Origin of the sequence: Paenibacillus prosopidis, assembly GCF_003337375.1 — a bacterium.
In the GTDB taxonomy this organism is placed as follows: domain Bacteria; phylum Bacillota; class Bacilli; order Paenibacillales; family Paenibacillaceae; genus Pristimantibacillus; species Pristimantibacillus prosopidis.
The window spans coordinates 20,035-44,410 of the sequence record NZ_QPJD01000013.1; the positions used below are offsets into that span (position 1 = coordinate 20,035).

Annotated in this window: 21 protein-coding genes; 13 read left to right on the forward strand and 8 right to left on the reverse strand. The window is 48.9% G+C overall.

Features of this window, described 5'->3' with window-relative positions:
- The first annotated feature begins 36 nt into the window (after positions 1-36).
- Together DFP97_RS19925 and ald are read left to right on the forward strand one after the other, a co-directional pair.
- Positions 37-1,509 (forward strand): CoA-acylating methylmalonate-semialdehyde dehydrogenase, encoded by a 1,473-nt coding sequence (locus tag DFP97_RS19925; RefSeq protein WP_114381949.1) that lies wholly within the window; start codon positions 37-39, stop codon positions 1,507-1,509.
- A gap of 60 nt (positions 1,510-1,569) precedes the next feature.
- A complete protein-coding gene (gene ald / locus DFP97_RS19930; RefSeq protein WP_114381950.1) occupies positions 1,570-2,697 on the forward strand; it encodes an alanine dehydrogenase in 1,128 nt (375 codons plus the stop codon).
- Positions 2,698-2,773: 76 nt separating this feature from the next.
- On the opposite strand, the gene DFP97_RS19935 is transcribed toward ald, so the two are convergent.
- On the reverse strand, positions 2,774-4,018 hold the full coding sequence (locus DFP97_RS19935) for an MFS transporter (RefSeq protein WP_245976458.1): 1,245 nt from the start codon (positions 4,016-4,018) through the stop codon (positions 2,774-2,776).
- A gap of 223 nt (positions 4,019-4,241) precedes the next feature.
- Here DFP97_RS19935 and DFP97_RS19940 point away from each other — a divergent pair, with 223 nt between their 5' ends.
- Both DFP97_RS19940 and DFP97_RS19945 read left to right on the forward strand, forming a co-directional pair.
- Positions 4,242-5,417, forward strand: a complete 1,176-nt coding sequence (locus DFP97_RS19940) for an exonuclease SbcCD subunit D (protein ID WP_114381951.1) — start codon at positions 4,242-4,244, stop codon at positions 5,415-5,417.
- Positions 5,414-8,506 carry an AAA family ATPase gene (locus DFP97_RS19945; protein ID WP_114381952.1) on the forward strand — a complete coding sequence of 1,031 codons (3,093 nt, stop codon included), beginning with the start codon at positions 5,414-5,416 and terminating at the stop codon, positions 8,504-8,506. The genes DFP97_RS19940 and DFP97_RS19945 overlap by 4 nt, the downstream gene beginning before the upstream one ends.
- Positions 8,507-8,616: 110 nt before the next feature.
- Here the strand turns inward: DFP97_RS19945 and DFP97_RS19950 are convergent, their stop codons facing one another.
- Complete coding sequence (locus tag DFP97_RS19950; protein ID WP_114381953.1) at positions 8,617-9,141, reverse strand: hypothetical protein; 525 nt, start codon at positions 9,139-9,141, stop codon at positions 8,617-8,619.
- 64 nt (positions 9,142-9,205) lie between these two features.
- Here DFP97_RS19950 and DFP97_RS19955 point away from each other — a divergent pair, with 64 nt between their 5' ends.
- Positions 9,206-9,586, forward strand: a complete 381-nt coding sequence (locus tag DFP97_RS19955) for a DUF423 domain-containing protein (RefSeq protein ID WP_114381954.1) — start codon at positions 9,206-9,208, stop codon at positions 9,584-9,586.
- Between the two features lie 156 nt (positions 9,587-9,742).
- Positions 9,743-11,647: a putative bifunctional diguanylate cyclase/phosphodiesterase gene (locus tag DFP97_RS19960; RefSeq protein ID WP_114381955.1), complete on the forward strand. Its 1,905-nt coding sequence runs from the start codon at positions 9,743-9,745 to the stop codon at positions 11,645-11,647.
- A 47-nt stretch (positions 11,648-11,694) separates the two neighbouring features.
- Here DFP97_RS19960 and DFP97_RS19965 read toward each other — a convergent pair whose 3' ends face one another.
- A complete protein-coding gene (locus tag DFP97_RS19965; protein WP_114381956.1) occupies positions 11,695-12,195 on the reverse strand; it encodes a hypothetical protein in 501 nt (166 codons plus the stop codon).
- Positions 12,196-12,355: 160 nt separating this feature from the next.
- Between DFP97_RS19965 and DFP97_RS19970 the strand changes: the two genes are divergently transcribed.
- Positions 12,356-12,676: a YunC family protein gene (locus DFP97_RS19970; protein WP_114381957.1), complete on the forward strand. Its 321-nt coding sequence runs from the start codon at positions 12,356-12,358 to the stop codon at positions 12,674-12,676.
- 207 nt (positions 12,677-12,883) lie between these two features.
- Here DFP97_RS19970 and mtnA read toward each other — a convergent pair whose 3' ends face one another.
- A complete protein-coding gene (gene mtnA, locus DFP97_RS19975; RefSeq protein ID WP_114381958.1) occupies positions 12,884-13,936 on the reverse strand; it encodes an S-methyl-5-thioribose-1-phosphate isomerase in 1,053 nt (350 codons plus the stop codon).
- Positions 13,937-13,958: 22 nt separating this feature from the next.
- Complete coding sequence (mtnK, locus tag DFP97_RS19980) at positions 13,959-15,170, reverse strand: S-methyl-5-thioribose kinase (RefSeq protein ID WP_114381959.1); 1,212 nt, start codon at positions 15,168-15,170, stop codon at positions 13,959-13,961.
- A 146-nt stretch (positions 15,171-15,316) separates the two neighbouring features.
- Here mtnK and DFP97_RS19985 point away from each other — a divergent pair, with 146 nt between their 5' ends.
- From DFP97_RS19985 to sufB, 6 genes are all read left to right on the forward strand, one after another.
- The gene (locus DFP97_RS19985; protein ID WP_114381960.1) at positions 15,317-15,898 is read left to right on the forward strand and encodes a DUF1802 family protein; all 582 of its coding nucleotides are present in this window, start codon (positions 15,317-15,319) and stop codon (positions 15,896-15,898) included.
- A 178-nt stretch (positions 15,899-16,076) separates the two neighbouring features.
- Positions 16,077-16,856: a Fe-S cluster assembly ATPase SufC gene (gene sufC / locus DFP97_RS19990; RefSeq protein ID WP_114381961.1), complete on the forward strand. Its 780-nt coding sequence runs from the start codon at positions 16,077-16,079 to the stop codon at positions 16,854-16,856.
- Positions 16,857-16,877: 21 nt separating this feature from the next.
- Positions 16,878-18,185: a Fe-S cluster assembly protein SufD gene (gene sufD, locus DFP97_RS19995; protein WP_114381962.1), complete on the forward strand. Its 1,308-nt coding sequence runs from the start codon at positions 16,878-16,880 to the stop codon at positions 18,183-18,185.
- Entirely contained in the window at positions 18,182-19,408 is a 1,227-nt protein-coding gene (locus DFP97_RS20000; protein ID WP_114381963.1) for a cysteine desulfurase, read from the forward strand. The genes sufD and DFP97_RS20000 overlap by 4 nt, the downstream gene beginning before the upstream one ends.
- Positions 19,395-19,820 (forward strand): Fe-S cluster assembly sulfur transfer protein SufU, encoded by a 426-nt coding sequence (gene sufU / locus DFP97_RS20005; protein WP_114381964.1) that lies wholly within the window; start codon positions 19,395-19,397, stop codon positions 19,818-19,820. Before DFP97_RS20000 ends, sufU begins: the two co-directional genes overlap by 14 nt.
- A gap of 30 nt (positions 19,821-19,850) precedes the next feature.
- Positions 19,851-21,248, forward strand: coding sequence for a Fe-S cluster assembly protein SufB (gene sufB / locus DFP97_RS20010; RefSeq protein ID WP_114381965.1), 1,398 nt, complete (start codon positions 19,851-19,853; stop codon positions 21,246-21,248).
- 66 nt (positions 21,249-21,314) lie between these two features.
- Here the strand turns inward: sufB and DFP97_RS20015 are convergent, their stop codons facing one another.
- From DFP97_RS20015 to DFP97_RS31960, 3 genes are all read right to left on the reverse strand, one after another.
- Complete coding sequence (locus tag DFP97_RS20015; protein ID WP_114381966.1) at positions 21,315-22,367, reverse strand: HD-GYP domain-containing protein; 1,053 nt, start codon at positions 22,365-22,367, stop codon at positions 21,315-21,317.
- Positions 22,368-22,457: 90 nt separating this feature from the next.
- Entirely contained in the window at positions 22,458-23,537 is a 1,080-nt protein-coding gene (locus DFP97_RS20020) for a ThiF family adenylyltransferase (RefSeq protein WP_114381967.1), read from the reverse strand.
- Between the two features lie 54 nt (positions 23,538-23,591).
- Positions 23,592-24,329, reverse strand: a complete 738-nt coding sequence (locus DFP97_RS31960) for a molybdenum cofactor biosynthesis protein (protein ID WP_114381968.1) — start codon at positions 24,327-24,329, stop codon at positions 23,592-23,594.
- Positions 24,330-24,376: the final 47 nt, after the last annotated feature.

A 24,376-nucleotide genomic window follows, 5' to 3' on the forward strand; every position in this document is an offset into this window, starting at 1 on the left:
TGTGTGGAAAATTTGTGCCGCCGGGAGCTGAGAGTAATGGCCATAGAACCGATATCGTTAAAGGAGACGCACAAATTAAGGAATCTAATTAATGGGTCATGGGTTGATCCGGAGAGTGAGCTGGTAGAGAAAGTGTTAAATCCTGCGACCGGCGCCGTCATCGCTTATGTGCCGCTCTCAGAGCAGGCGGATGTCGATGCTGCTGTGCTTGCTGCGGAGAAGGCTTTTCCGGCATGGAGCAAAACGCCGGTTCCGCGCAGGGCAAGAGTGCTGTTCCGTTACTGGCAGCTGTTGCAGGAGCATGCCGGGGAGCTGGCTGAAATCATAGTGACCGAAAACGGCAAAAGCTACAAGGAAGCGTTAGGCGAAGTACAGCGCGGCATTGAAAATGTGGAGTTTGCGGCCGGAGCGCCGACGCATATGATGGGCGCGACGCTTGCCAATATTGCGACCGATCTCGATTCGGAGCTGTTTCGAGTTCCGCTTGGAGTAGCTGCCGGCATTACGCCGTTTAATTTTCCGATGATGGTACCGTGCTGGATGTTCCCGCTTGCGGTTGCGCTTGGCAATACGTTCGTGCTGAAGCCGTCGGAGCGAACGCCGCTCACTGCGAATAAGCTGGCGCAGCTGTTTCAGGAGGCAGGCTTGCCGGTCGGCGTGCTTAATGTCGTACACGGCAGCCATGCCGTTGTCAATGCCCTAACAAGCAGTCCAGCCGTTAAGGCCATATCGTTCGTAGGCTCGCAGCCGGTTGCCAAATACGTCTATGAACGGGCATCCTCATTCGGCAAACGGGTTCAAGCGCTAGCCGGCGCCAAAAACGTCCATATCGTAATGCCGGATGCCCATGTAGACAAAACGGTAGAAAACATTATCGCGTCGTCATTCGGCAGTGCAGGTGAGCGGTGTATGGCTTGCTCCGCGGTCGTGGCGGTGGGCGACGGGAGCGGGTTTATGCATGCGCTGCAGAAAGCGGCAGAAGCGATGGTTATCGGGAACGGGATGAAGGATGAAGTTACGCTGACCCCGCTTATCCGCAGCGAGCATCGGGCACGGGTGGAAGCCTATATCGAACGGGGGACGGAGGAAGGAGCGAAACTGCTGCTGGATGGAAGGCTTGCCGCTGCTCCCGATGAAGAAGGTTTTTTTCTTGGTCCGTCTATATTTGATGACGTGAAGACGGATATGACGATCGCGAAGGAGGAAATTTTCGGGCCTGTGTTATCGGTACTAAGGGCTGCTGATTTGGATGAGGCGCTGGCAATCGTTAATAGCTCCCGCTTTGGCAACTCGGCTGTCATTTATACGGAAAATGCGAAGGCGGTTCGCCGGTTCCGCGAGGATGCGGAGGCCGGCATGCTCGGCGTCAACGTTGGCGTTCCGGCTCCGATGGCCTTCTTCCCTTTCTCCGGCTGGAAGGATTCCTTCTATGGGGATTTGCATGCGAATGGAAGAGACGGCGTGGAGTTTTATACGAAGAAGAAGATGATAACGTCCAGATATTTTTGAAAATAACTTTTGAGGATGGCATCAGTTAATTGCGCTTGGTCGCATAGGAGGCGAAGCAAGATGGAGATCGGCATTCCGAAAGAAGTGAAGAGTCAAGAAAACCGCATCGCCATTACGCCTGGCGGCATCCATGAGTTTATACGCGGCGGACATCAAGTGTTCGTGGAGAGCGGAGCGGGTGTTGGTTCCGGAATAACAGACGAGCAGATTGAGGCAGCGGGGGCGGTCGTTGTGCCGTATCCGGAGGATGCATGGGGCAGGGAGCTTGTGCTCAAGGTAAAGGAGCCGTTAAAGGAAGAATATCGTTATTTTCATGAGAAGCTTATATTGTTTACGTATTTGCATTTGGCGGCAGAGCCTGAGCTGACCGAAGCTTTAGTACGAAATAAAGTTACGGCAATTGCTTACGAGACGGTCCAGTTGGCAAACGGCCAATTGCCGCTGCTAACGCCTATGAGCGATATAGCAGGACGCATGGCAGCGCAGATTGGGGCGCAGTTTCTAGAGAAGACGCATGGCGGAAAAGGGATTTTGCTTGGCGGCGTCCCGGGTGTCAGGAAAGGCAAGGTTACGATTATCGGCGGAGGCGTCGTGGGAACGGGAGCTGCTCAAATCGCGCTTGGCTTAGGTGCAAACGTAACGATAATGGATACCGATGCAAACCGGCTGCGTTATTTGGATGAACGGTTTGGCGGAAGGGTTCAAACGCGTGCATCGACAACGCATCAAGTAGCCGAATCGGTGGCCGAGTCCGACTTGGTAATCGGAGCGGTACTTATTCCCGGAGCGCGTGCGCCAAAGCTGGTCGGTGAGGATGCGGTAATGGCAATGGAGAATGGATCGGTGGTCGTTGACGTAGCGATTGACCAAGGAGGCATCTTTGAGACAATCGACCGGATCACGACTCACGCTTCGCCTATATTCGAAAAACATGGCGTGCTGCATTATGCAGTCGCAAACATGCCTGGTGCTGTACCTCAGACGGCTACCGCCGCGCTGACGAACGCTACAGTGCCGTATGCTCTCGCGATCGCAAATGCGGGAGTGAGAGGGGCCTTGCTAAACAGCGCCGCTTTGAGCAAGGGAGTAAATACGATTGCAGGCTTCGTGACTTACGAAGCTGTTGCGAATGCGCATGGGCTTAGTTATACGGATCTAAATGAATGTATACAATCGGTTTCGGCTTAAAAAAGGTTGCCCATGCAGGTTGTTTGCGAAGCAGACCTGTTAGGGCAACCTTTATTTTTGTGTAATAAAGCCTATGCTACAAAACTTCATTCCGCTTCCTTAGCATCCGGTAGAGCAGCAAAGAAGTTATGGAACATAGCAACGCGCAAATACCGATAAACAAATAGCCGGCTTGCAGCCCCTTAATCAGACCTGCCTCTTCAAGTTCACCATAGGCAAATAGATGCTTCGTCCACTCGGTTATCGCGCCAATCAGGAAGTTACCGATTACGCTGGCGATTCCCATTAGTGTTACAGTGAATGTGATCGCAGTATCGGCTGCGCTTCGGTAACGTTTGGCAAGAAGAGCCATCACGGTCGGATAAATCGGCGCGATGCCCACTCCTGCTAATGCGAACAGAAACGCCCCCGGTTCACCTACTATAATTGCTGCGATCGAGCATAGCCCAGAGCAAGCCGACAATATGATAAGCGACATTGTATAGCCGATTTTATCCGTTACGGGTCCAAGTAGAAGCCGCGCCAGCATAAAGCAGAAAAAGAACGCCGAAAGCATGCCTGCTGACGCATCGCTGCTCCAGCCATACGCTTTCTCAAGGAAGTTAACAAGCCAGCCGCCTACGGCAAGCTCCGATATAACCCCGAAAGACAGCACCGCCACAATTAACCATGCAACCGGATCACGAGCATAATCCTTCAACGAAATCCGTTCCTCCTGTTTCATTTCGTCACCTGAGTAGCGGGCAAACAACCCAGGCAGCATTGGCAATATGGTCAAGGTAAGCATCAGCATATACATCCCGCGCCACCCAAGAGCCGGGCCAAATACGTTCACGCCCATCAGCGCTGCTGCGATAATAGGAGCGAAGGTTGAGCTAAGCCCATAGAAGAAGTGTGACAGGTTCATCATTGTACCGGTGTTCTTCGTGAAGATGCGAGCCGCCAGTATGGCTAATGCAATTTCCAGTATCCCATTCCCGACATACATGAGAAAATAGGCGGTGGACAGCGCCGCGTAATTAGCGGCGTAATAAATGAACATGCCTGATAAAGCCATCGAGCCGAAGGCTAGCGAGGTTGTAAACTTCATTCCCGCCCGGCGGACCAGCCAGCCTGTGAAACTGCACGCAAGCAGATAGCCCAGCGAGTTGAAGGCTAGAAGCAGGCCGATTTGCATTTCGTCTAGAGATAGATCCGCTTGCATCCGAGGGAGCGCAGGCCCTTTAATATTTTCAGAAAATCCGAATACGAGAAAGCCGCCGAACACTACAATTAACAGCAGAATATAATTTTTGTTTATGGTGATAGATTGGCTTGACAAAATTTGTTGACCTCCGTGAGTAAAATGATAGAGAGAAAAAAGGCTTAATGGCAGCATCGATCCGCCCTTAACTTTATCGCGGATTGTGAGGTTAAGCAAGGCATTCGGCATGCAGCCTGCGTCTCACTATACGATAGATAGAGACGAATGTTAATATAGTAGATAGATTGGATTGATAGATAGGGATTTATAGCGATTTACTATGAAAGGATGTTAGCTACGAATGAAGCTATTTCATACCGCGGACTGGCATCTAGGAAAGCTGGTTCAAGGTGTATATATGACTGAAGACCAGCGTTACGTGCTGCAGCAGCTGCTGCAAGCCATAGAACTGGAACGGCCGGACGCTGTCATTATTGCCGGCGATCTCTATGACCGGGCCGTGCCGCCGACAGAGGCGGTTGAGCTGCTTGATGAACTGCTCGAGAGAATCGTAATTGATTTGAATACGCCAGTGCTTGCTATTTCAGGCAATCATGACAGTCCGGACCGAATAAACTTTGGCACAAAGATGATGGAAGGCCGCGGTCTTTATTTGGCCGGACAGTTAAAGGCGGACTTTAGGCCAGTCGTGCTTCGGGATGCGCATGGCGAGGTTCATTTTCATCTTGTGCCTTATGCTGACCCGGCGCAAGTACGCCACCAATTCGGAGATGAGTCGATTCGGACGCATGACGATGCGATGCGCGCGATTACGGCGAAGCTGGACGCGGTAATGGACAAGGCCGCCAGGCATGTATTCATCGGCCATGCTTTCGTTACGGCGACGGGGGAACCGGAGCATAATACGAGCGATTCCGAGCGTCCGTTATCGGTGGGCGGCGCTGAGCATGTCAGCGCAGCTTATTTCGAACGGTTTCACTATACGGCGCTCGGTCATCTTCACCAGGCGCACTTTGTCCGGAACAATACGGTAAGATATGCCGGTTCGCCGCTTAAATATTCTATTTCAGAGGAAAACCACGTAAAGGGTTATTTCGTAGTTGAGCTTGATGAAGCAGGAGCGGTTCAAGTAGAGAAGCGCGAGCTGACGCCGCTCCGCAACATGCGGCGGGTTGCCGCCTCGATTGAAGAGCTGGAGACGCATCCGGTGAACGACGACTATGTTTTTGTAACGCTGCTTAATGAAAATCCGGTGCTTTTCCCGATGGAAAAGGTGCGTGCTGTTTATCCGAATGCGCTTCATGTGGAACGCCGGACGACGCCAGCCGGCAACTTAGGTGCTGATGATGGAGCTGCTGGAGCACCCGGTGGAGCGGGGAGGCGTGAAGCAGATCCAGTTGAGCTGTTTGCCGCATTTTACCAGGAGGTCAAAGGATCACCGCTCACGGAAACGAAGAAAAAGCTATTTGCTGATACATATGCGGAGCTGCTGCGCGAGGAAGGAGGTGCCGTATGAGACCGCTTAAGCTAACGATGACCGCTTTCGGACCGTATCGCGACATGGAGACGATTGATTTTGGATTGCTCGAGCATCGTCGTTTATTTGTCATTTCGGGTAATACGGGAGCAGGGAAAACATCGATTTTTGACGCGATCTGCTTTGCTTTTTATGGAACGGCGAGCGGTGAGGACCGTTCTGACCCGCGTATGCTGCGAAGCCAGTTCGCTAATGAAGAAACGCATACCGCAGTGGAGTTTGAGTTTGCGGTGGGACGCAGAAGCTATCTTGTATTGAGGCAAATGGCGCATCGCAAGGGCGGGAACAAAAGCGAGACCGGCGGAAAGGCCGAGCTGTACGAAACGACAAGCGGGGAACCCGTTCCCGCAGTAGATCGGTTCATTGTATCCGATGTAAATGCGAAGCTCGAAGCGATTATTGGGCTTACGAAGGAGCAGTTTAGTCAAATCGTTATGCTGCCGCAGGGTGAATTCCGCAAGCTGCTTACCTCTGACACAGACAATAAGGAAGAAATATTGCGGCGCATTTTTCGTACGGAGCTGTACGAGAAGCTGGAGAGCCGTTTTCAGCAAAAAAATCGCGACATGCAGGATCAGCTGAAGGAAGCGCGGACGAATGCGGCTGCCTATATGAAGCAAGCGCATGAGGCGCTGCCGGAGCGAGAGGGCAGTGAGCTCTACCGCACCTTTAAGCAAGAGGTCTACAGTGCAGCACAAGTAACGGAAGCATTACAGCTGGAGATTGAATACTATTCAGAGCTGAATTCGCAGGCTGAGGAACGGAAAGGCAAGCTTTCTGTTCTGCTGGAAGAACAGGAAGTGAAGCTTCGGGCAGCCATTGCTCTGAACAGCAAGTACGAGGAGTATGACAGGAAGCGAGCGCAGCAGGAGCAGCTTGATGCCCAGAAGAGTGAATATTCGCAGCGGGAGCAGCGGTTGACGCTTGCGGAGAGGGCTGCGCATCTTGCTCCGTATAAGGAACAGGCTGAACGAACGGCCGCTGATGCAACCGCCAAAAGGAGTCAGCTAGAGGTGCGGCTGAACGAGCTGGCAGCGGCTGAGCGGGATTACGGGTCGGCAGTTGAACGGTATCGCGGCGAGGAGCAGCGGGAGGAAGAAAGGCGCGAAAGTGAGCGGGAGCTGAATAAGCTAACAGAGCTTGCGCCTGTCGTAAAGACGCTCGCCAGTCAGCAGCAAGCGATTGAAAGGCTTCTGCAGGAGGAGAAGAGCTGTGCCGCTAAGCTGGCGTCAGCCGAAGCAGCGCTCACTCAGCTTCGCGACGCGAAGCAAGCCGCAAATATACAAATCAAAGAAGCTGAATCGGAAACAGCTCATTTGACCGATAAGCTGGACACGTTGCGGCAGATCGAGCAGCAGGGAAAGCAGCTGAAGCGATTAATTGATGTAGAAAAAGAAATCGCACGGATTACGCAGCTTGAAACGGAATTCGGGCAGGCATTTGCGAAGGTTAAGGCAGAGCACGACCGGTTGGAGGCTTCGTGGATCGAGGGTCAAGCGACTTTGCTTGCCGTTCATTTGCATGACGGAAAACCTTGCCCGGTGTGCGGCAGCGAGATTCATCCATCGAAGGCGGACACGTCCGCGGAAGTCCCATCCAGGGAGCGGCTGCAGCAGGTAAAGGAGCAGCTTGGTAAGGTCGAGCGTGAACTGCTCGAGGCGAGGGCCCAAGCAGCAGCTGCGCAAGCGACGCGGGAGGAGGGAACGAGAGATCTGGCCGAGTATGGCTTGGAGGCTGCAAAGCTGGAGGAACAGCAGGTGCAGCTTCGTCAGCAATGGCGTGCGCTGAAGGATGAGACCGACAGGCTTCAGCTTAAAGCGCAGCAGCTTCCTGTACTCAAGCAGCAATCTGAGCAGCAGGACCTTTTGCTTGAGCAGCAGTTGACAGCGAAGGAACAGTTGCAGCAGGAGCTGCAGGAGCGAATGTTAGAGCGGACAGCTCAGCAATCGGTGCTGCAGATGGAGCTCGATCGAATTCCGGAACCATTGCGTTCTCCAGAACGGATGGCGGCCAAGTTAAGCGAGCAGCAGGCGAAGTTTGAACGCCTTGCCTCTTCCTGGAAGGCTGCCCAGGAGCAGCTACAGCGAATGACGACGAAACTGGCGGAACAGAAAGCCTACGAAGATCAGGCGAAAAAGCAGCTTGAGGAGGCGGAGAGCAACCGGTTGACCGCTGAGCATAGGCTAATGGATGAGCTGATGAAGGCTGGTTTTGCAGACTTGCAGAAATACCGCGAAGCAGCGCTGAGTGATTCGGCTAGAGAAGAGCTGCGGAAAGAAATCGAAGCGTACCGATCAGCGGTTGCTTTGTTGCAGCAGCAGCTTGCTGAGCTAAGAGCAGAGCTTGAAGGAAAGCAGCGGATGGACATCACCGCGCTGCAAGACCAGCTTAACGCTTTGAAGCAGCAGCTTGAGCAATTGATTGCCGACGCTCAGGCAGCACAGCGAACCGCTCAAGAAGCCGGGCGGTTGTCTGCTTCTATCGGACGAGCCTATGAACGTGTGAAGTCGCTTGAGTCCAAGCTGGAGGAAGTGATGGATCTTTTCCAAATGCTTAAGGGCGATAACGCGATGAAAATTTCATTTGAAAGGTATATCCTTATTGAGTTTTTGGAGCATATCCTATATGCGGCAAACGTCCGGCTCCGGGATCTTTCTAATGGGCAGTTTATGCTGCAGCGAAGCGAACGTTTAGAAAATCGCGGCAAGCAAAGCGGTCTGGGTCTTGACGTTTATGATGCCTATACCGGACAAAACCGTGATGTGAAGACGTTATCCGGCGGTGAGAAATTTAACGCATCCCTATGTCTGGCGCTTGGAATGACGGACGTTATCCAATCGCATCAAGGCGGTGTCACGATCGAGATGATGTTTATTGATGAAGGGTTCGGTTCACTGGACGAGGAGTCGTTGCAGAAGGCGATAACTGCTCTGGTCGATTTGCAGCGGGCAGGCAGAATGATTGGTGTTATCTCTCATGTACAGGAGCTCAAGGATGCTTTTCCTGCTTGTCTTGAAGTAAGCAAGACGAAAGAAGGATTCAGCCACACATCGATTACGGTAAAGTAGGCAGGAGTTCATAAGAAAAAGTCTGCTTTATGCGTTCAATTGAGCGTAAGCAGACTTTTTTGAAGAACAGGCACAACTTTATTGTAAGATTATGGTATAACATTATGCGCTTAAGCAACAGCCGATGCACCTATAGCCAAGCCCACGACAACCAGACCAACGGCACCAATTACGATAAGCCCATTCAAAATAATGCCGATAACGCCAAAAACTTTGCGCCGTGTCTTTGAGAAGGCGCTAATAATGCCGAGAATGAGCCCAATCACGGCAGCGCCTATAGAAGCAAGAATTGAAAGGCCGGCTAACACGATTGGTACCAGCGCTTCCTCATCCATCGATTCAATGGCTGCAGGATCATTTAACAGCAGTTCATTATTAGCAAAATCTGCAGCGAATGAAGCTGCTATTGCAATTGAAACAATTATCAGTACTACAGATACTAATGCGATTATGAATGATGCGATGCCCAGTCCTGATTGCTTCTTAGGCCCTAGTTCGCCCGGCGGTATGCTTGAAATGCTTGATTCAGGAGGGTAGGGCGCAAATGCGGTACGATTATGCTCCTCATTATTATTCTCAGTATTATGCTGTCTTTGTAGTTCGGGTGAGTCATTGCGGTCGTTTTCGTTTTCCATTAAAATCGTCTCCTTTACTAATTACGGTAAAATTATACACAAACTTGAAAGGATTGAAAACCACATGTTTCCAAAATATTTTGCAATTGGTGCCATAAATGCTGCTCTAGCTATCGCGCTTGGCGCATTCGGTGCACACGGTCTGGAAAATTCAATCTCTGAGCATTATCTGCAAGTATTCGAAACGGGCGTCCGATATCACATGTATAGTGCTCTTGGACTAATGCTCATATCGCTGTTTACTAAACATACGGACGTCACAAAACTCGTACAGAATGGCGGCCGTCTTATTTTGGCGGGAACTGTATTATTCAGCGGCAGCTTATACGGAATTGCATTAAGCAGTGTGAGCGAGCTTGGCATCATTACTCCCTTTGGAGGCGTTGCTATTCTCGCGGGCTGGACATGCGTTATCTTGGCAGCTTTTAAAAAAAGTACAATTTAAGCTAAGAATGGATGCTGTAAGCAGTCTCGACATAATTCGTTGTTATCTAACAAAAAATCAATAAACTTTAGTAAATATTTCTATACCCGAACAAGTACATCGTTTATAATGAAGCTAACACTCACTTGACTCGAAAAAGAGGAAGGACGTTGGTGCGTGACGAAACGGATGGATGGTTTGCCTGAAAGACGAAAGCGGCAGCTTCTAAAGCAGCCGTTCAACGGGCCGTCGATAATTAGTGCGCTATTAGCCGCACTCGCGTCGGTTTGGATCGTTATTTCATTTCTATTGATTTCTAATCCGATGTACAAATGGACCACTGCGGCCATTGCCGCTTCGTTATTCGTTACAGCAATCATCGTTTATTTAAAACGGCATCAATCGTTAAGCTTCCATAATTATCACACAGCAATAGTGGAAACCTTACTTCGTTCCGAAGCTGTTCCGCTTGCTGTATTAGATCGCAGCGGCATTGTGATGGAGATGAATGAAGCCTCCAGCCGCACGCTCGGGTACCAACGTTCGGAGCTTCTCGGAGAGCCGATTGGGCGCTTAGCCGAGCCGGGCAGCCGCCAGCTGCTGCAAGAGACTCTTGAGCAGGCATTGCTGGGAGAAGCTAAGCAGACTAACATAAACATTACGCATCGTTCAGGCTTTCCGCTGGAGCTTCAAGTCATATGCGCCCCGATGATTCAAGAGGATGAAGTTATCGGAACTGTAATGATCAGTCAAGATCTGAGCGACCGGAAGCGAAACGTTGAGCGAATCCGTTACATGGCTTATTATGACGACATGACCGGATTGCCGAATCGGACTTTGTTTCAGATGAAGCTGACAGAGACGCTTGCCAGATCCAAAGAGGAAGACCGGGTAGTCGGCATTTGTTATTTAGATCTGGATCGGTTTAAGCTCGTCAATGCATCGTTCGGACGGGAATTCGGCGATATGCTTCTCATGCAAGTTGCTGAGAGATTGAACAGGGATCTTTCCGAGAACGATTTTGCTGCACGCATGGAGGGCGATGAATTCGCCTTATTGTTTTGTAACCTGCAGTCAGAGAAGCATTTGCTTGAGCTGTCCCGACAGCTGTTGAAATCGATTGAAGAGCCCTACGAATTAAAAGGGTTTCCCTTACATATTACAGCAAGCATCGGTTCGGTTACGAACCGTATCGAAGATGACGACAGCTATACGCTTATTAAGAAAGCAGATATGGCTCTGGTCAAAGTGAAGGAAAGCGGCAAAAATGACTGTCTGCTCTATTCAGAGAGCTGGAGCAACTCATCATTAGAGCGGCTTACTCTTCAGCATGAAATGTACCGCGCGATTCAGCGCAGCGAATTTATTCTGCATTATCAGCCGCAATACGATTTAGACTCATGCAGAATGGTTGGAGTTGAAGCGCTTGTCAGATGGAACCATCCGCTTAAGGGCATCATTTTTCCAGGAAGCTTTATCCCTCTGGCGGAAGAGAGCGGAATGATCGTCCAGATTGGCGATTGGGTGCTGGAAGAAGCATGCCGTCAAAATAAAGCATGGCAGGATGCGGGACTTCCGCCAATACCGGTATCCGTCAATCTGTCGATCAGGCAATTCGTGCAAAACGACTTGGCAACCAAAGTTTCTGCCGTGCTCGACAAAACGGGTCTGGATGCTAAATATCTTGATCTTGAAATAACCGAATCGATGACGATGGACGTGGGCCACGTATCCCGCTGCATATTAGCATTAACGGAATTAGGTGTAGGCATAAGTGTCGATGACTTCGGAACCGGATACAGCTCATTCCATTATTTAAAAAACTTCCCTATCGATCGTTTAAAAATTGACCGTTCCTTCGTGCGCGATATTCAGCAGGATCCGAGCGATGCAGAAATCGTTGCAGCGATCATTGCAATGGCGCACAACCTGAACATTCAGGTTATTGCTGAAGGCGTAGAGACAGAGGGACAAATGGAATTTTTGCGCAAGCACAATTGCGATGAAATGCAAGGCTATTACTGGAGCCCGCCAGTTTCAAGCGATAACATTGAGCAGCTGCTAAGTCCCAGTCATATATAAAATACCCGTTCATTGGCTGCTTTAACAGTCATCTGAACGGGTATTTTTTACGAAAAATCTTCAATTTCAGTCAACCTGAACGTATATACTTGTTTTTCGTCGACATGGTAAACCGTAATAAGGTTTTCAGTCTCATCCAAATTAATTATTCTGCAAGGGATGCTGAGTTTGATTCCAAGTCCTTTGTTCACAATAAGACGAATTAATGTATTGCTTATCATAATAGCTTTTATTTTCTCAAACCCGCTTAATGATTCGGAAGCGGCAGCAGCTGCTTTTGCAGGTGATACGGAAGATTGTTTTCCGGTTTCGGCTGCTGTCTGCTTCAGTTGAATGGGAACATTCTTGATTGAAGCCGCGTTTGCTTTCCGCTCATCAATTTGCCCGCCAAGCTGTATGCCGGAAAGAATGCGGTAATCAAGAAAGCCGCAGCTGTTCAGCGCGTGAAGCAGCTGTTCCAGAGCAGCGGCATTGTGTTTATCTTCAACAAGCACCTCGACATTGTAGATAAAGGAAGACTGATCAGGTAATGAGGGTTGTTTTTTCATATAACCTCCGAACGACATAATATATTATTATACCATCAATTCAGCAGTCCATGTAGTACTATAAATACGCATTTATCAGGGCCCTGAAAATCTAATCCTGCATATAATGATGTTGCGGTGTATTGCCTCTTATTAAGCGGATGAAGGGGGTGGATCCTATATGATGCGAATGGTTCCTTTAACACTAGAGAATGGGGAAACCGTTCTTGGCGTTGAAGTGAAGCTGCCCAAAACTACATTGCTTGCGATAATGACGGACAAAGGATATATTATGTGCGGTGCGCTAGATGTTTCTCTCCTTAACGAACGGCTTAAGGATCGGGAAATAATAGCCGGTCGTGCGGTTGGTGTACGAACATTGGAGGAGCTGATGGAAGCGCCGCTTGAATCTGTAACGACTACAGCAGAGAGGCTTGGCGTCGTTGTAGGCATGAAGGGCTCGGAAGCGCTTCGTTTAATGCTGTTTCATCAAGAAGTGTAATTTTGAGCGTATAATGACAAACCCTATAAAAAGCCCTAATCAGCTATGCGGCATTGAAACAATGCGCTGCTGATTAGGGCTGTTTCTTTAAACTGGTTTAATTGTTCAAAATATAAGAAAGTATAAATTTGAACCTTAAACGATGCTTATATTTCACCGCGAAACGAGCTTTTGCCGCCAGGGACGGCGACAGCCGTTTACGCTTGATTAATCAAACAGCTTGCGCAGATTAACATCATAAGGAGCTTGCACGATTCCTTTTTCGGTGATGATGGCCGTTACATATTCATTAGGCGTTACGTCAAAGGCCGGGTTATATACTTTGATCCCTTGCGGAGCCGTACGCTTGCCGAAGCCTTCCGTAATCTCTTCCGCATTGCGTTCCTCAATCGGAATTTCCGCGCCTGTAGGTGTATTCAAATCGATAGTCGATAACGGACAAGCGACGTAGAATGGAATACCGTGCGCTTTAGCCAGCACAGCTACACTATATGTGCCGATTTTATTAGCTACATCGCCGTTTGCGGCGACGCGGTCGGTACCGACGATTACAGCATCAATCCAGCCTTTTGACATCACCATACCTGCCATATTATCGCAAATAAGCGTTACATCGACGCCTGCTTGCTGCAATTCAAAGGCGGTTAAGCGGGCGCCCTGCAGGACTGGTCGTGTCTCATCAGCGAATACGCGCAGCGTAATGCCTCGCTCCAAGGCTAGATAGAATGGTGCGAGCGCGGTTCCATATTTGGCAGTAGCCAGCCCGCCGGCATTGCAGTGCGTTAGTACGCCCATATCATCTTTGAACAAGGAAAGTGCGTGTTCACCGATCAATCGGTTGGTTTCCTCATCCTCGCTCTGAATGGCGATTGCTTCGGTCAACAAAGCAGCTTTACATGCTTCTAGAGCCAAGCCTTTTTGAACAAATGAGGCGGCCGCAGCTTTCATTCGATCGAGTGCCCAAAATAAATTGACAGCAGTCGGCCTGGAGGTGGCCAGGTATTCCGCTTGTTTGTTAACCTGCCCCAACCAATCTTCCAATGTCTGTTCGTCACGGCTTCCAAGAACAACGCCATAGGCAGCGGAAATACCGATTGCCGGTGCCCCGCGAACTTTTAGATGCCGAATGGCTTCCCATACATCTTCTGAAGTTGTTAAAGGCAAATATATAATTTCCTCCGGAAGCAGCCGCTGGTCTAACAGATCAAGCTTATCCCCGGACCAAATGACCGATTGCAAGCCCGCATAATTTGAAGTCATAATGTCATATCCTCTCTTTGAATCATTTGCTTGCAGCTGAATTTGCTAATTCGATGACTTCCTCGATGGATTGCGTCTTACGGTTATTGAGTATGAGAGACGTTCCGATCGTTAATGCGAGACGCTGTGCCTTCTCGCGAACAGCGGCATCCGGAATACGGTCGATGTCAATAACGTGAGATAAGCCGACGATGCGGCGTACGATTTTGCAGCCGGCAAAGCCGACGGCATCCTGCAGCAAACGATTCATGTAGTAATCTTTGTAGCCAGGGGTTTCAGATGCAATACGGTCTAAGCCATGCTCGTCCCATAGCGCGCGAAACTTCTTATCGAACAAATTCCATACATCACGAACCGTGTCAGTCAGGTAACGGCGGAAGTCGCCGCGCTGGTCTGCATCGGCCGTCCAATGCTCCTGACCGGCAAAGTTAAGGAGCAGGTTAGCAATTACGGCACCGATATCAAAGCCGATAGGACCATAATAAGCAAACTCAGGATCAATCACCTTTGTTGAAGCAGGCGTTACAAATACACTGCCCGTGTGAAGATCGCCGTGAAGGAGCGCTTGCGCGTTTGTCAAAAATTTCTCCCGCAAAAGGGCAACCTCAAAGTGAAGCCCGTTATCCTGCCAAAGCGCTTCAGCAGCATCTTGGATAGCCGGGTCAAAGCTGTTGTTTGGCGAGTTCGTGTAAGGGTCGTCAAAGATAAGATCTTCTGTTATTTTACACAATTCGGGATTAATAAAAGCCTTGACTTGCATTTTTTTGTCCTGCTGATTCATTCCTAGATCGGAAGTGAAAAATAAGGTACGGGCTATAAAGGTCGAAATATCGTCGGCGAATTTCGGGTAACGGGTACCTGCGATCAAGCCTTGGCGCATGATGATATGGTCACTAAGGTCTTCCATAACGGTTAGCGCCAGCTCGGCATCATATTTATAAACGACCGGAACAAGTCCTGGCGCCAGTTTACCTTCCAAAAGAAGCTTCTCGCTCTCAATGCGTGCCCGGTCGAGGGTAAGCGGCCAAGACTCTCCTACAACCTTCGCATAGGGTAGAGCTTGCTTCATAATAAGACTCTTGCCGCTTATTGAATCCGTAATGTGGAATACCAGGTTTAAGTTGCCATCGCCGATTTCACGGCATTGCAGCGCTGCTCCTGCGGGGAAGAACCCCTCAAGCGAGCCAGCTATTTGAATTGCTTCTTGTTCGGTTAAAGGATGATATGCAGACATGGCTGTCCACCTCCGGTTTTTAAGTAATCGGGCTTTAATGCCCAGTATTCATCTCAACATAGTATAATGTATATTTTTTCGCCTTGGAATACCCTCATTTGATATAATAGTATCACATTAGAGACATGATGGATGGAGGAAGCATAATGACAGTACTTGATGAACGGCAGCCAGTTGCGCTAAAAGAGTGGGCCGTAAGCGTACAGGCTCTTGCCGAGGGTAAGCAAATTATTGTAATGCGCAAAGGCGGAATTATTGAGGAAACCCGTGATTTTCAGCTAATCAGCCATTCCTTTTATTTAATGCCTGCCTATGAGCATCAGAAAAAACAGCTGTTAAAAGAAGGCTACGCTGACGAACTCGACAAAACGCTCGAAGGATGGTCGGCGGATATGGAGACGATGAAGGTGGAATCGTATGCAGAGGTCGCAGAAGATATCGAAGTAACCGATCAGGAAACGCTGGACCGGCTCCGCGATTTTCATATTTGGACAGATACGTTTGCGGAGGAGAGACTGCGCTGGAAGAAAACAAAACCGCTGCATATATTGATTCTCCGGGTTTACCGTCTAGAGGAGCCATTAGAAATTCCAATGCGCCCTGCTTATAATGGATGCAAATCTTGGGTAAGACTGGAAGATGTAATGGCTGTTCCCAGCCTGATCCCTGTACTAAATGAAGAAGTATTTCAAGCTCAAGTTGAGCAAATTAAACGGGCGTTAGCTTAAAATAAATGAATGCAAAGTAGGGGTATCTGCTTTAACGGGTATTTCCCGCATTGATTTATAACAAAAACTATATTAAAATAATTATTGAGAATCAATGAGAATCACTCGGCTATAGACAAGCTTGTCCACTGCCGAGTGACTGGTCGAATTATACCAACCTTGGAGGGATCAGCATACTATGGCAACGCATTTTGTTATCGATGGCCTAAAGGCGGCTATCGACGGGAAAGAAATTTTGAAAGGCATTAACTTAGAAATCAAAGGTGGAGAAATTCACGCGATCATGGGCCCTAACGGTACCGGTAAAAGTACGCTGGCATCCGCTTTGATGGGACATCCAAAATATGAAGTAACAGAAGGTTCAGCCCAGTTGAACGGTGAAGACCTGCTCGAAATGGAAGTTGACGAGCGCGCCCGCGCAGGCTTGTTCCTTGCCATGCAGTACCCAAGTGAAATTCCGGGCGTTACAAACTCCGACTTCTTGCGCAGTGCTTTAAACGCTCGCCGTGAAGAAGGTAATGAAATTTCCCTAATTAAGTTTATCCGTCAAATGGAAGGCAAAATGAAGGAACTTGAAATGAATCCTGAATTTGCGCACCGTTATTTGAACGAAGGCTTCTCCGGCGGTGAAAAGAAACGTAACGAAATTTTGCAAATGATGCTGCTCGATCCTAAGATTGTTGTGCTCGATGAAATCGATTCGGGTCTTGACATCGACGCGCTGCGCATCGTCTCGAACGGCGTTAACGCAATGCGTTCGGAGGAACGCGGATTCTTGATCATTACTCACTATCAGCGTTTGCTTAACTATATTAAACCAGATTACGTTCACGTTATGATGCAAGGTCGCATCGTTAAATCGGGCGGTCCCGAGCTGGCTGAGCGTCTGGAAAACGAAGGTTATGATTGGGTTAAAGAAGAACTTGGCATCGTAGATGAAACGGTCGGCCAGGCTTAAGCGGAGAAGGGGGCATAACGGATGAGTACACAACTATCGACTCCGACCGACCGTCAATCTGCAGAAGCATTGGCCCGCAGCAAGGGCGAGCCGAATTGGCTTGTTGAATTGCGCGGCGAAGCGGCTGAGCTTGCCGGAACAATTGGTTGGCCAAAGCCTGAAAAGGTGCGCATTGAGCGTTGGAACTTAACGGCTGTAGGAAGCTACGAGCAGCCGACGGCGGTCAAAGCCATTAGCGAGCTGCCGGAAATCGTTCGCGAATTGGTCTCGGAAGGAACGGAAAATTTACTGGTACAACGAAATTCAGGCTCCGTTTGGAAGCAGCTTTCAACCGGGCTTGCCAACAAAGGCGTTATTTTTACGGATTTGGAGACGGCATGCAAGGAGCATGGCGAGCTCGTTCAAAAGTATTTGTTCCAAGCAATAGCGAAAGACGAAGACAAGCTGACGGCACTAAATGCAGCATTATGGAACGGCGGAGTTTTCGTTTACGTTCCAAAGAATGTAGAAGTTGAGCTTCCTTTGCAAGCGATTTTGTACAATGATAATTCAGAATCGACGTTTGCGCCGCACATTCTAATCGTTGCTGACAGTCACAGCCGTGTGACTTACGTAGACTGTGTTGTGTCCGAGCCTGGAACGGCAGCTGCTCCGTTCGTTCACCCTTCCATCGTGGAAGTATTCGTGAAACCGGGCGCGCACGTTCGTTTCGGTTCTATACATTCTATGGGCGAGACGGGTGTCGATATGACGATTCGCAGGGCCATTATAGAAAACGACGGTCAAATGGAATGGATTATCGGGGATTTGAATGATGGCAACACATTGTCTGATACAAAGTCGATCCTTAAAGGTCAAGGCTCAACATCAGACGCGAAAGTAATTAGCGTAGGCAAGAACGCGCAGCAAAATAGCTTGACGACGCAAGCCGTTCACTTCGGCAAAAACTCCGACAGCAACATGGTTACCCGCGCAGTTATGAAAGATTCCGCATCTGCGATTATTAACGGCATTACAAAAATCGAGCATGGCGCGACGAAAGCGAACGGCGTACAAACCGAAAAGGTGCTCATGTTGAGCCCTAAAGCGCGCGGCGATGCCAATCCGATTTTGCTTATAGATGAAGATGATGTAACTGCCGGTCATGCGGCAAGCGTAGGGCAAGTTAACCCGGAGCAGGTATATTACCTGATGTCTCGCGGTATATCTAAGCAGGACGCTGAACGTTTAATTATTTACGGCTTTTTGGCTCCGGTCGTATCGGAAATTCCGGTCGAAGCGGTTCGCGGGCAGCTTCAGCGTTTGCTCGAAAGGAAGCTAGAGGGATGAATATAAATGCGATTCGGGAACAGTTCCCGATATTGCATCAAGAAATAAACGGGCATCCGCTCGTTTATCTGGACAGCGCGGCGTCTTCTCAGAAGCCGCGTTCCGTCATTGATGCGGTTAACCGATACTATGAGCTGAATAACGCGAACGTTCATCGCGGCGTGCATACGCTTGGTTCTAGAGCGACTGACGCCTATGAGGGAGCGCGCGAGAAGGTAGCGAAGTTTCTGAACGCTGGAGCGACGGAACAAATCATTTTCACGCGGGGCACAACAACTGCTTTGAATTTGGTCGCCTCTAGCTATGCGCGGTCCGAGTGCGGGGAAGGCGACGAAATCGTCATAACGCCGATGGAGCACCATAGTAATTTGATTCCGTGGCAGCAAGCGGCGAAGGCAACGGGCGCAACGCTCAAGTATATCCCGCTGCAGCCGGACGGCTCAATTTCGATTGAGGATGTCGAGAAAACAATTACTCCGCAGACGAAAGTCGTTTCCGTAACTCATTTGTCCAACGTACTTGGCGTTGTTAATCCAATTAAGGAAATAACGCAAATTGCTCACCGCAACGGTGCGGTAATGGTCGTGGACGGAGCTCAAAGCGCGCCGCATATCAAGATCGATTTGAAGGATCTCGATGTTGATTTCTTCGCGTTTTCAGGACATAAAATGTGCGGACCAACCGGAATCGGGGCTTTATATGGCAAAAAGGCGCTGCTGAACAAGATGGAACCGATCGAGTACGGCGGTGAAATGATTGATTTCGTTGATCTGTACGAGTCGACTTGGAAAGAAATCCCTTACCGCTTCGAGGGCGGCACGCCGATTATCGCAGGTGCGGTTGGTCTAGGTGCGGCTATCGATTTCTTGAAAGAAGTCGGGCTGGATGAAATCGATAAGCACGAGCGTCGCTTAACGTCATATGCTTATGAAAAGCTGTCATCGATGGAAGGCATAACGGTATACGGACCGAAGCAAAATCGCGTTGGACTGGTCACCTTTAATTTGGATGACGTTCATCCCCATGACGTAGCGACAGTGCTGGATTCCAAAGGCGTCGCCGTACGGGCAGGCCACCATTGCTGCCAGCCGCTTATGCGATGGCTGAACGTATCGTCAACGGCTAGAGCGAGCTTCTATTTATACAATTCCGAAGATGACATAGACCGGCTAGTCGATGCATTACTACAGACAAAGGAGTTCTTCGGTCATGCAATTGGATGATTTATACCGCAGAGTCATTATGGATCATTACAAAAATCCTCGTAACCGCGGAACGTTGAATGAGGAATCGGTGACGATCAATCTCAACAATCCGACATGCGGCGATCGCATTTCGCTGCAGCTTCAAGTCGTTGACGGCAAAGTAACGGATGCGAAGTTCAGCGGTGAAGGCTGCTCAATCAGCATGAGCTCGGCGTCGATGATGACGGAAGCTGTCAAAGGGAAATCGTTCGACGAGGCGCTAACGATGGCTGACAAATTTTCAGCCCTGATGAAGGGCGAACCTGTCGAGTTCGAGGAATTAGAGGATATAGAGGCACTTTCGGGCGTTAATAAGTTTCCAGCGCGGATCAAATGCGCGACGCTAGCGTGGAACGCATTGCGCAAAGGAATCGAGCATCAGCACGAATAACATTAAATACGCATAGAGGAGCTGAAAAAAATGGCAAAATCAATGCCGGAAATGGAAGAGTATAAATACGGTTTCCGTGACGAGCACAAATCGATTTTCCAATCGGGAAAAGGCTTAACGCCAGAAATCGTCCGGACCATTTCAGAAATGAAAAACGAGCCGGAATGGATGCTTGAATTCCGCTTGAAGTCGCTAGAGCAATTCAACAAAATGCCAATGCCGCTTTGGGGCGGCAACATGGATGATCTTGATTTTAACGACATCCAATACTATGTTAAGCCTTCCGAGAAGCAAGGTAAAACGTGGGAAGAGGTTCCTTCGGAAATCAAGGAAACGTTCGACAAACTCGGTATTCCAGAAGCTGAGCAAAAGTTTCTTGCCGGCGTATCGGCACAATACGAGTCCGAGGTCGTTTACCACAGCATGCAAGAGGACCTGGAGAAGCAAGGCGTTATCTTTACAGATACCGATACGGCGCTGCGTGAGCACCCAGAGCTGCTGAGAGAATATTTCGGAACGATCATTCCTCCAAACGATAACAAATTCGCGGCTTTGAACAGCGCAGTTTGGTCGGGCGGCAGCTTTATTTACGTACCGAAAGGCGTAAAGTGTGATATTCCGCTTCAAGCCTACTTCCGGATCAACTCCGAAAACATGGGTCAATTCGAGCGTACGCTCATCATTGCCGATGAAGACAGCACTGTCCATTATGTTGAAGGCTGTACGGCTCCGGTATACAGCACGAACTCGCTTCACAGCGCAGTTGTAGAGATTCTTTGCAAAAAGAATGCGCGCGTTCGTTATACGACGATCCAAAACTGGGCGCCGAACATTTACAACCTTGTTACGAAACGTGCGGTTGCGGATGAGAATGCAACGATGGAATGGGTAGACGGAAATATCGGCTCTAAGCTGACAATGAAGTACCCGGCAGTCGTTTTGCGTGGCCGCGGCGCGAAAGGCATGGTATTGTCGATCGCAGTTGCTGGTAAAGGCCAGCATCAGGATGCAGGGGCGAAAATGACTCACCTGGCTCCAGATACAAGCTCAACGATTATTTCGAAGTCAATCAGTAAGCATGGCGGTAAAGTAACGTACCGCGGTCTAGCTTCGTTCGGACGCAACTCTGACGGTGCGAAAGCGAACATCAAATGTGATACGCTCATCCTCGATAATGAATCGACTTCGGATACGATTCCTTACAACGAGATTTTGAACGATAACATTACGCTTGAGCACGAAGCGACAGTATCGAAAGTTTCAGAAGACCAATTGTTCTATCTGATGAGCCGCGGTCTTAGCGAAGCAGAAGCTACGCAAATGATCGTTATGGGCTTCATCGAGCCGTTTACAAAAGAGCTTCCAATGGAATATGCGGTAGAAATGAACCGTTTGATCAAGTTCGAAATGGAAGGCTCCATCGGCTAATCCATTAATAAGTAAAGCCCCGTTAACAGCGAGTTTACTCGTCTGCATACGGGGCTTTTTGGTTATTTATAAATATACATGCTTGATTTCATACTCGCGCTCGATTGTCAAATCGATGAAACGGTTATTGATTTGAATAAGGGGATGGAAAAACTCAATAGGATGAGTCATGACGATAATGCCAATCTCTCCGGATTCGAGCTCAACGCGCTTACCGATGAAATTAGGCATCATATGTTTAATAAATGTATGGGTAGTAAATGGATCCAGCTTGCTGAAGCTTAATTGGAAAAGCTCTTTAAGTACGAATAGCAAGTCACGCTTCTGCCGATAGACGCGCTCTGAAATCATTGCGCTGTATATATCGACTACGGCAATGATTTTGGCTACGGGGTGAATGGCATCGTTTGTTAGTCCATGAGGATATCCGCTGCCGTCATTTCGTTCATGATGCTGAAGTGCGCCAATAGCTAAGTATGCTTCCTCAAATGAGTTGGAAATAATTTCGTGGCCGTAAGTGGTATGTTTTTTTATTTCTTCAAACTCAGCATCCGTTAATTTGCCCGGTTTATTTAATATATCATCCGGAATGCGGCACTTGCCGATATCATGGAGAAATCCGGCTTTGCTAATTTGGAGGGCTTCCTCATTGGAATAACCGACCCAGGTGGCCAAATAATACGAAAGCATCCCAACCTGTGCCGAATGCTGATACGTATAATCGTCTTTGGTATTAAGCAGAAGCAGCATGGATACGACATCGCGTTCTAACTGAATATTATTTAAAAGCGGCTGAAGTACCGCATTTACTTCATCATCATCGATTAGACCTTGATCAAGAGCTTTCGAAAATAAGCCCTCGAAGCTTCTGACAGCGTTTTCGTAAATAGGCTGTACGGTAGGAAGCCACTTCGGATTGATGGTGGACTCGATCGTGCGTACAAGCTGCTCGGTCATTCTTTCTTCTATATCGACATAATCAATTTGATGCTGAAACAGTCTTGATATTTCTTGGTTGCATAAAGTAGTACCCTTGGAGAGAACATGAAGCCCGAAGTTGTTAAACGTATCGCGGCTCAACTGATCCCCATTTATCAAATCTGTGACATGAACCCTCATCAAGACACCTCAATTGATTGTAGTAATGTTATAGGTACAATAGTAGCAATGAATTGTCGGAATGGCAATAAGAGGGTTTTAAAAATATGACTAATTTCCTAATATTTCGGAATAAATAGACCTTGCTTTTGTCAATTGATCGGTCCCTTGAACGATAGCCCGTCCATCGCTGAATAGGACAAAGGTCAAGTCATCCTCAAGCTCAATCCGAAGCAAGTAACGATTTAAGGTAATGGCTCCCACAGGCTGTAATCTTACAGCGAGCTCATCCAAATGCAGGGATACCGGCTGATTAGGCGTAATTTGTACGGAATTGCGGCCACACAATGAAGCAGCGGCCGGTTCTGACATCATCTCATCTAAAAAGTCATAATGATTTCTCCCGCATGATGGACAATCGCTGCGCTTTGCTTTGGCTATCGAGACAGGAAGCCAGGAATGGTTCCATAGGTCAACTTGGAATAAGGTTCGATGCAGCGCCTGCCGGTTGCCGGAAAGAAGCTTGATGGCTTCGGCAGCTTGAACGGAACCGATTATATCAACGATAGGCGATATAACGCCCGCTGTTTCGCATGTATCTGTTGTGCCTGGAACTGGTGGCTCATTAAATAAGCAGCGATAACAAGGCGTTTCATCAGGGACGATGGTCATCGTCATCCCTGATGCGCCGACTGCACCGCCATAAATCCAAGGTATGCCATGCTTAACGCTGTAGTCGTTCATTAAGTATCTGACGGAGAAGTTGTCACTTCCGTCAATAATGAGATGTACGTCTGCAAGCAGTTCTTCAGCATTGGCGGCTGTCAAGTCGGCAACTACAGCCTCTACGGTGACTGAACTATTCATTGCCCGCAAATGGACGGCTGCCGCTTCCGCCTTAGGAAGCAGAGAAACGACATCCTGCTCGGTATAAAGCATCTGTCTTTGCAGATTGCTCCATTCAATAATGTCACGATCGATTATGCGCACATAACCTACGCCGGATCGGACGAGATGCTGGGCAATTACGGACCCGAGAGCGCCCATGCCAACGACAGCTGCACGGCTGCTGCCAAGCGCTTGCTGACCGCCCGTGCCAATAGGCGCAAAGCGCATTTGTCTTGCATAACGTGCGGATCCGGCAGGCACAGAGGAAGTGGATTCAGTTGCTTGCGAGTATTGTTTGTTCATCTACAGAGTCTCCTTCAAAGCTTACAAAGAAAAACTTACTTCATAAGGATAGGTTTAAAAATCGGTTAACGGCGCTGTCGGGTTCCAGGGTCCCAGCTGATGTCCCTTCCATTCCGAGCCGTCCTCCCATATCTCTTTCTTCCAAATCGGCACGATTTGTTTAAGTCTTTCTATTGCGTAACGGCTCGCTTCATAACAGCTTTCCCGGTGAGGCGAGGACACGGCAATAACGACGCTTGTTTCGGCGAGCCCGACAACGCCGATGCGATGACTTATCGCACATAGGGCACCTGACCAACGATCGGCTATTTCATCGCCTATTTGCTGCATTGTAGCAATGGCCATCGGAGCGTAAGCCTCATACTCCAATCGCACTGTACGCTTGCCGTGCGTCCATTCTCTTGTTGTCCCGACAAAAGCAATGGCAGCGCCATGCTCCGGGACGATTACTTTCGCAAGCACATCATCCGAGTTAATGGTATCGTTTGTAATCACATAGCGTTCAAGCTGATCATTGGAGGGGAGCTCTTGTGTTTCTTCGCCGCCGGAAACCGGCGGCAGAAGGGCCAGCTCATCCGTTGCGCGAAGAACCGAATCCTCTGCGGCATACGCATGGTTGCGTGCGACAAACGATATTTGAATCAGCCCGGCATGTTCCGGATAAATGGCAGCGACAGCTTCCTTCAATTGTTCGACGGTTAGCTGCTCCGATTCGGTTTGCAAGTGAATTTCCGAAAGGCCTAGTCTTTCAGGCAGTCCGGCGAACAGTTTAATATTCCAATTATATGTCATGGCATAAAACCTCTCATCGTCATGGCTTAAAGATGTTAATAGAATAT